This is a genomic window from Mammaliicoccus sp. L-M44 (assembly GCF_022386355.1).
In the GTDB taxonomy this organism is placed as follows: Bacteria; Bacillota; Bacilli; order Staphylococcales; family Staphylococcaceae; genus Mammaliicoccus; species Mammaliicoccus sciuri_A.
Genome location: NZ_JAJNIU010000060.1, coordinates 1 through 760, shown reverse-complemented (window position 1 = coordinate 760; position 760 = coordinate 1). Strand labels below are relative to the sequence as shown.

1 protein-coding gene is annotated in these 760 nt (G+C 26.6%); it reads left to right on the top strand.

Annotation, left to right across the window (positions count from 1 at the left end):
• Positions 1-569 (top strand): protein rep (locus LQ611_RS13905; protein WP_239709670.1); only part of this gene is annotated, 569 nt, incomplete at its 5' end.
• Positions 570-760 lie beyond the last annotated feature (191 nt).

Below are 760 nucleotides of genomic sequence, written 5' to 3'. Positions count from 1 at the left end.
AAATGGTTGAACGTAAAAAAGTTAAATCAATTATTAAGGGTTATGTTCGTAAGTTAGAGATTACATATAATAAAAAAAGAGATGATTATAACCCTCATTTTCACGTGTTAATTGCAGTAAATAAATCGTATTTCACAGATAAAAGATATTATATTAGCCAACAAGAATGGTTAGATTTATGGCGTGATGTAACGGGCATTTCAGAAATAACACAAGTTCAAGTTCAAAAAATAAGACAAAATAATAATAAAGAATTATATGAAATGGCTAAGTATTCTGGTAAAGATAGTGATTATTTAATAAATCAAAAAGTATTTGATGCATTCTATAAATCACTTAAAGGTAAACAGGTATTAGTTTATTCAGGATTATTTAAAGAGGCGAGAAAGTTATTAAAAAATGGCGATTTAGATTATTTAAAAGAGATTGATCCAACTGAATATATCTATCAAATTTTTTATATTTGGAAACAAAAAGAATATTTAGCGAGTGAATTGCATGATTTAACAGAACAAGAAAAAAGAGAATTAAATCATCAAATGATTGATGAAATTGAAGAAGAAACATAAAGTGTTGGTCTTAGACTGACACTTTTTTATTGTTAAAAATAATGTCGCCTGCCCCCTGTGGGAACTATAAAAAATGTATGCAAATTAATTTGCATGTAGATGGGCAGTGTCTTAAAAAATCGACACTGGTTTTTAGAAAAAATCATTTTGTGAAATCAAAATATATTTATTTGGCTCATATTTGCGTTTTA